We start from the raw sequence: 6,547 nt of genomic DNA, 5'->3' as shown, positions 1-6,547 counted from the left end.
TAATATGAGCGCCTTTATCTAATAAAGTGTAATAGGGACTTGCAAATTCTTCAACCCAAAATCCTGTTTTCTTTCCTGTATCTCCTAATTTATCGTGAGATGTTAATACAAATAATATTTTCATGTCTTTTTTTTTTTATAATTAAATTTTCACAATCATTTTTCCTTTGTTCTTGCCTTCAAATAAATCGATAAAAGCATTTGGGATGTTATCAAAACCTTCAACAATGGTTTCAGTGTAGGTCAATTTACCTTCTGCTAACCAGTTAGTTAAATGTTTCATGGCTTCAGGAAATTTATCGGCATAATTGGAGACGATAAAGCCTTGCATCAACGTACTATTTTTCACTAGAAAAGGCTGTACACTCAATCCTTTAGGTAATTCTGTATTATTATACACCGAGATGGCGCCGCAGATGATCATTCTAGCAAATTTATTGATGTTAAATAAAACGGCATCAGAGATCGGTCCGCCAACGTTATCATAATAGATGTCCACGCCGTTTGGTGCCGCTTTGGCAATATCGGCGCTGATATTTTTACTGGTATTGTAATTAATAGCTTCATCAAATCCGAATTTGGATTTTAACAGGGCCACTTTTTCGTCTGATCCGGCAATCCCAATCACTCTAAGTCCAAGGATTTTCCCTATTTGCCCAACCACAGATCCAACGGCACCCGCGGCTCCAGATACCACAAGGGTTTCTCCTGCGACGGGTTTACCGATTTGTGTAAGACCGCAATAGGCCGTTAAACCAGTCATTCCTAAAACGCCTAAATACGCACTTAAAAAAGCCTTTTCTGGATCTACTTTTAATAAGCCATCGCCGTTTGATTTTTGCTTTGTTTTCCAATCTAACATACCAGAAACAAAATCGCCTTCTTTAAATTTGTTGTTTTTAGAGGCAACGACTTTAGCAATAACGCCAGACGTTATCGGTTTATGGAGTTCAAAAGGAGGGACATATGATTTGGCATCGCTCATGCGCCCTCTTAAATATGGATCTACAGAAACATAGGCTGTTTCTAAAAGAAGTTCGCCTGGATTTATGGTAAGATTCAAATCTTCGGTTATAAATTCGAAATCTGAAAGGCTTGGTTTTCCCTTAGGTCTGTTTTTTAGCACAATGGTCTTTATCATAATTTTTAAGTATTATATGAATTCATAATGTATAGGTTTTATAGAGTTCCAACAGATTAATGGCGTTCGAATAGATCTGATAATTCTAAATGAAAGGAACTTCGTTTTTTAGAAAAACTCTATCCTAAAGATACGAAAGAATGGATGTTCATTCTTTTTTTTAAGAGCGATTTATAAATCGAGTGTTTACAATAAGATTGCGAACGCTTAGTTATAAAATTATTGCTTGATCTCTTGCGAATATGTCAAATGACTATTCAATACTAAAGTAGAAGTGATTTATATTTAAGTGTAGGAGGGAAGCTGTATGTACAGAACGCAGATGACGCTGATCTTTGCTGATTTTCGCTGATGATTTAAGCTTATTCACGAATTATCTTAAATATTTAGATTCATCAAAACTTTGCGTCTCCGCGTCTCTGCGAGAGAAACTTACGTTCTTAATACTTAATTCTCAATACTTATTACTACTCAAACGTATGTCTTTTCTCTTCTGTAGAAGACGCCTTTAGCAGTTGATTAAATAGTTTTATACTATTAAAATCGCGTGTAATCGCTCCAGAAACAGCTAATCCAGAAATACCTGTTGCTAAGATGTCTGCAACATCATCTGTAGTAATCCCGCCAACGCCTATAATTGGTGTTTTGGTATCTAAAACGTCCATAATAGCAGAATACCCCGATAAACCTAAAATGGTTGGCAAATGCTCTTTGGTTGCGGTAAATCTGAAAGGCCCCAATCCAATATAATCAACGTCTTTACTGATCAATGTTTCGCAATCTTGCAAGGTGTTTGCGGTGCCGCCGATCATTTGCCAAGAGAATAAATAATCTCTAACAACGGTAGGGCAAACTTCTGATGCTTCTAAATGGACACCATCGGCTTTAACTGTTTTTGCTATTTTGTAATTATCGTTTATGATTAAACGCGTTTGGAAATGTGAGGTAATTTCCCGGGCTTCTTCAGCAAGTTTTAAATATTTTTTGTCTGAAACATTTGTCAAACGCAATTGCACTAATTCTGCACCAGAAGAACATGCTTTTTGGATGTTTTCCAAATGTTCTTTTGGAGAATTTCCTTGAGATATATAATGGAGTTTAGGGATGATCATTTGTTAGATTTGTTTTTTTTTATTATTAAATCGGTTTTAAGACGAAATATATAATTTTAGATGCAAAGATACAGTTTTGAGCATGCTCTGAGAATCGCTTATTTGAAAATTTATGGACAATAGTTCAGAATATGGACCTTATGAAACGCACTTAATTTTCGTAACGGTTTAGAAGCATCGCTGTAATTTAAACTTTAGAAGAGATAGTCTTAGTATTATTCTATAGCTGTGATACCGTAAAGAATCTTGTACATAATGTTTTTTGGAATGACAGTCATGGTATTGCAATAAACATGATTATTGAACATTTCGCTGAAAAACCCTATTCCACAAATCGTCAAATTTTGTTCTATAATTTATATTATGTAAAATAGAATATTGTGGAAAGGCCAAATATCCTCTATTTCTGATCCTGTTCCAGTTTACTAACACGACCCATGTATTCGATTGGAGTTCGCGTTGTGGATTGCACTCGAATCTCGCTTCTGTAATTTGGATATAATGTAATCATGATGGTATACAAGTCATTATTGCGGTATTGGTCGTTAATTTTGAAAGAGATATCTACTGCATGCTTTTTGCCGTTCTGAACTACCTGATAATCTTTTGGAATATTATTAAATTCTATTCCAGTATGATTCCCACCATAGGGACCGCCGCCAAAGGTTTGTTCTCCAAAATATGGTAAATAGCCTCGAATGCTATCGCCTTTGATCGTCAGCTTATTGGAGTTTGATGTAATATCGATGTTGCTTGCGTTATTTCCGGGACCTAATATTCTGGAATTGGCCACTTTACTGAATGCCACTGTAGCCATTGGAATCGCACTTGTTGAAACAATCTCCAAGGATTTTGAAGCTACCAATTCCTGTAAATTCTGATAGTCTTGGTTATCTTGTTCTGTGAATTGCCTGTTCGAGCCACAGCCCAAAAGCACTGCAAATAGTCCACTAAATAATACGAATCGTTTCATAACCATTAAGTTAATAAATTTGATTGAAATTGGTTCATAAACTATTCCTATTTTTTCACTGTTCTCCAATACATAAAGGACAACACGTCAATTGTCTATTTTGACTTCTTTTTAATGATATGTAAAAGCGATCAAACTTATGTTAAAAACAAAGGGTTATTCACAGTTGTCCGTAAATAACCCCATTGTTACACTCTTCTATTACTTGAGATGCTATTTCGGATCCAAAATCAATTCAATACGCTTCACGGCATCCTGGTAATGGTGCAACTTCGCAATCCGGCTGACGAGCAGCATGTCCTTATTAAGTAGACTGTCCTGGATTTCAAAGAAATATTTGTCTTTGATTTTATGGATTTTAAATAAGCCTTCATCGGTTACAGCATCTTTAGTAATTACTTTGTCATAAGGTTTTATGGCCTCTTCCTTCTTTTTTTCAGGCGCGGGAGTTTCAACTTGATTTTTAGCTTTCTTATTGTTTTTTTTGGATTGCGCACTGGTGTTCATAGGATTGAGAAGACCTCCGACGAGAAGTGCAAAAAGACATAATTTCATCATAAGTTAATTTCGTTTTTTTAAGGTCCCTAAAGATAGAAATAATGTTTTTAATGAAAATTTCTATAAACAATATAGGTACAGAATTTAAAACAACCTCCCCTGTCCATTTTCTTCAACCTGCTCGTCGTCATCAGAATTGTCATCAGAATCCTCATCTAAATTAGATTTAGACACTTTTGGAGTTTCAACTTCTGAAATATCATCTTCATCTACAACCTCAATCTCTTCCGCAGGCAATTCTTCTGGAACTTCGTATGGCAATGGCTCCAATAAACTAATTTGGTTAACTTTATCTCTTGTCAATTGATTTCCTAAAGCCGTAATACCTTTGATACTGATAAATTCCTCAAGATTTACTTCCCAATTATCTTTTCGGTCTTTGCCGCGCTCTTTTGTAAATTCTACTTCAGCAATCGGTTTCCAATCGGTGGAAATAATTTCCAACCGCGATTTTGGATGATCGGATATAAACAACTCTTCTTTACCCTCTTGCTCAATCAGAAAACGCTTCACATAATAGCGCTCTTTTTCTCCATCAAAATAAATGGCGGAAATTGGCTTTTTAGGAATCCATTTTTCCAGGACAATCATATCGTCATCAAAACGTGACGTTAATTCTGGTAAAATAGTCTTTACAATACCCGACTGGTTGATGATCAACAATCGATCTTCACCTCTAAACTCTCCAATCAGCTCGCCTCTTCCATCGGCGTTCAAACGCTGCACGGCATCATCATACCATATTTTACGAGGTTTTAAGGTAGAAATCCCCCGCTCTTTAAGTTCAATTTTCCGAATCGCGTGTTTAGTGACAACATTCCCTTTAGAATTTCGACCTTTAATGAGAATATCTGCAAAATCTAAATCCCATTTCAGCTTTTTGACACTTCCAACCTGTCTGAGGAAAATCGTGATGACTTCCGCCTCGCCATTGGGGTTGGATGAGAAATACCACACCGTAGAGCCTTTATTGCCATTAGTCAAATCATATTCCCTATCGCGAGTGACGCCCATTACTGAAAAGCGCTTCACATAAGAAGGCCCTTTGGCCCCGTCGCGATACACCATATTATAAATGGTGCGCTTATCTTTTCTATTGAATACTTCAACATTAATGATATCCTTACCAACAAAAGTTTTAGCATCTACCTTAGTGACCATCATTTTACCGTCTCTCGTAAAAACAATAATATCATCAATATCACTACAATCACAGACGTATTCATCTCTTTTGAGCGAGGTACCTATAAAACCTTCTGCTTTATTGACATAAAGCTTTGTATTCCTGATCACTACTTTTGAGGCATCAACATCATCAAACAAACGGATTTCAGACAACCGTTCTCTCCCCTTGCCATACTCATTTTTAAGCCTTGTAAAATAGGCAATGGCATAGTCTATCAAATGCGCCAAATCGTGTTTTACTTGGGCGATTTGCTCTTCAAGAGCATCAATTTTTTGTTGCGCCTTATCAATATCAAATTTTGAGATCCGCTTAATTCTGATTTCTGTTAAGCGTTCTATATCTTCAGTGGTAATAGCACGTTTTAAATGCTTGATATGGGGTTGAAGACCGGCGTCAATAGCGTTTACAACACCTTCCCAAGTTTCTTCTTCCTCAATATCACGATAAATCCTGTTTTCGATAAAAATACGTTCTAAGGATGCAAAATGCCATTGTTCTTCAAACTCATCTAGCTTAAGTTCAAGATTTTGTTTTAAGAGCTGAACGGTATTATCCGTAGAATGACGCAACATTTCCGTTACTCCAACAAAAAGAGGTTTATTATCTTCAATAACGCAACCTAGCGGCGAAATTGACACCTCACAATTGGTAAATGCATATAAGGCATCAATTGTTTTATCAGGCGAAATTCCGGAAGGCAAATGCACTAAAATCTCGACTTTAGCGGCGGTATTATCTTCAATTTTCCTGACTTTAATCTTACCTTTCTCGTTCGCCTTTAAAATAGAGTCAATTAATGACGACGTATTGGTACTAAAAGGAATTTCAGTAATGACCAATGTGTTTTTGTCAAGTTGCGAAATTTTAGCCCTGACACGTACTTTTCCGCCACGCAAACCGTCTTTATAATCGGTGATATCAATAATTCCCGCGGTTGGAAAATCGGGGTAAATTGTAAATTTATTGCCTTTCAGATGCTTGATTGACGCATCAATCAACTCAATAAAGTTATGTGGTAATATTTTTGTAGAAAGTCCAACGGCAATCCCCTCGCCACCTTGCGCCAGCAATAAAGGAAACATAACCGGAAGGTTGACGGGCTCTTTTCGACGGCCATCATAAGACGATTGCCATTGGGTAATTTTTGGATTAAAAACGACATCTATCGCAAATTTTGACAAACGCGCTTCAATATAACGTGAAGCCGCTGCACTATCGCCGGTAAGGATATTTCCCCAGTTACCTTGCGTATCAATCAATAAATCCTTTTGACCAATTTGCACCATGGCATCCGCAATACTGGCATCGCCATGGGGATGGTATTGCATGGTATGTCCAACAATATTGGCCACTTTATTATAGCGTCCATCATCCAAATCCTTCATAGATTGCATGATTCGACGTTGAACAGGCTTAAATCCGTCTTCAATAGCTGGGACAGCACGCTCTAGAATAACATAAGAAGCGTAGTCCAAAAACCAATCCTTAAACATCCCGGTAACTCTTGTAATGGTTTCACTTTTTGAGTTTTCCTGAATATTTTCATCTTCATTATGTAAGTGATCTTCTTCCAATGT

At 36.7% G+C, this 6,547-nt stretch carries 5 protein-coding genes; all 5 read right to left on the bottom strand.

The window, feature by feature from the left end:
- Positions 1-142 precede the first annotated feature (142 nt).
- Positions 143-1,141, bottom strand: coding sequence for an NADP-dependent oxidoreductase (locus tag ACOH2D_RS08715; protein ID WP_449534983.1), 999 nt, complete (start codon positions 1,139-1,141; stop codon positions 143-145).
- Between the two features lie 467 nt (positions 1,142-1,608).
- The gene (locus ACOH2D_RS08710) at positions 1,609-2,253 is read right to left on the bottom strand and encodes a thiamine phosphate synthase (RefSeq protein WP_449534982.1); all 645 of its coding nucleotides are present in this window, start codon (positions 2,251-2,253) and stop codon (positions 1,609-1,611) included.
- A gap of 400 nt (positions 2,254-2,653) precedes the next feature.
- Entirely contained in the window at positions 2,654-3,226 is a 573-nt protein-coding gene (locus tag ACOH2D_RS08705) for a DUF4251 domain-containing protein (protein ID WP_449534981.1), read from the bottom strand.
- A gap of 213 nt (positions 3,227-3,439) precedes the next feature.
- Positions 3,440-3,784 carry a DUF5118 domain-containing protein gene (locus ACOH2D_RS08700; RefSeq protein WP_348037533.1) on the bottom strand — a complete coding sequence of 115 codons (345 nt, stop codon included), beginning with the start codon at positions 3,782-3,784 and terminating at the stop codon, positions 3,440-3,442.
- An 84-nt stretch (positions 3,785-3,868) separates the two neighbouring features.
- Complete coding sequence (locus ACOH2D_RS08695) at positions 3,869-6,544, bottom strand: DNA gyrase/topoisomerase IV subunit A (RefSeq protein WP_348037535.1); 2,676 nt, start codon at positions 6,542-6,544, stop codon at positions 3,869-3,871.
- Between the last annotated feature and the right edge of the window lie 3 nt (positions 6,545-6,547).

Source organism: Gelidibacter sp., assembly GCF_053579655.1.
The sequence above is the reverse complement of the archived record's forward strand: the minus strand, read 5'-3'. Positions and strand labels throughout refer to the sequence as shown.

Excerpts from the sequence above, each read along its gene's own strand:
- ACOH2D_RS08715 (WP_449534983.1), bottom strand. The coding sequence starts at position 1,141 with ATGATAAAGACCATTGTGCTAAAAAACAGACCTAAGGGAAAACCAAGC.
- ACOH2D_RS08710 (WP_449534982.1), bottom strand. The coding sequence starts at position 2,253 with ATGATCATCCCTAAACTCCATTATATATCTCAAGGAAATTCTCCAAAA.
- ACOH2D_RS08705 (WP_449534981.1), bottom strand. The coding sequence starts at position 3,226 with ATGAAACGATTCGTATTATTTAGTGGACTATTTGCAGTGCTTTTGGGC.
- ACOH2D_RS08700 (WP_348037533.1), bottom strand. The coding sequence starts at position 3,784 with ATGATGAAATTATGTCTTTTTGCACTTCTCGTCGGAGGTCTTCTCAAT.